Origin of the sequence: Arcobacter sp. (assembly GCF_050300555.1) — a bacterium.
GTDB lineage: Bacteria > Campylobacterota > Campylobacteria > Campylobacterales > Arcobacteraceae > Arcobacter.
The window spans coordinates 1-514 of record NZ_JBNKXY010000427.1; the positions used below are offsets into that span (position 1 = coordinate 1).

At 40.1% G+C, this 514-nt stretch carries 1 protein-coding gene; it reads left to right on the top strand.

Translation table 11 applies throughout. The features are described 5' to 3' along the window. Nucleotides 1–22 precede the first annotated feature (22 nt). Nucleotides 23–172 (top strand): hypothetical protein, encoded by a 150-nt coding sequence (locus tag ACQY5W_RS13600; RefSeq protein ID WP_428025504.1) that lies wholly within the window; start codon nt 23–25, stop codon nt 170–172. Nucleotides 173–514: the final 342 nt, after the last annotated feature.

Here is a 514-nt window from a genome sequence, read left to right on the forward strand (position 1 = left end):
GTACCCTGTCAAGATTTTAGAAATGACCGAGAGAGTTGCGCGAAACAAGAAGATCAATATGTACAAAGTGCAATGGAGTCACCACACCGAGGAAGAAGCTACATGGGAAAGAGAAGAATTAAAGGCAGAGTTTCCAGGTTTCTTTTCTGATCCGTCCGAATCTCGGGGATGAGATTCATTTTAAGGGGGTAGGTTTGTAACACCCTGATTTTTTCAAAAGAAATAATATTCTATAATATATATACCTAAATAAATATTTGATTGTTGCATTTCATGCCGATGCATAATTTTTCCTTGGTTGGTGAAGTGTTCTTATATTTTATTTTGCGAGTAGAAGTCGTCGAAATTCAAATTTGAATTGAATTCAAATTAGTTTGCAAATTATAAAAAGATTTGAAAAAGAAAAGGATTTTCCTAATTCCTATCCGGTACTGGGCCGAAACCCGGCTGGAAACCGAGTCCGGCCCAGCAGCCGCTTCCCTTTCCCACTCCAGCGCGGCCCAGCCGAAACCGG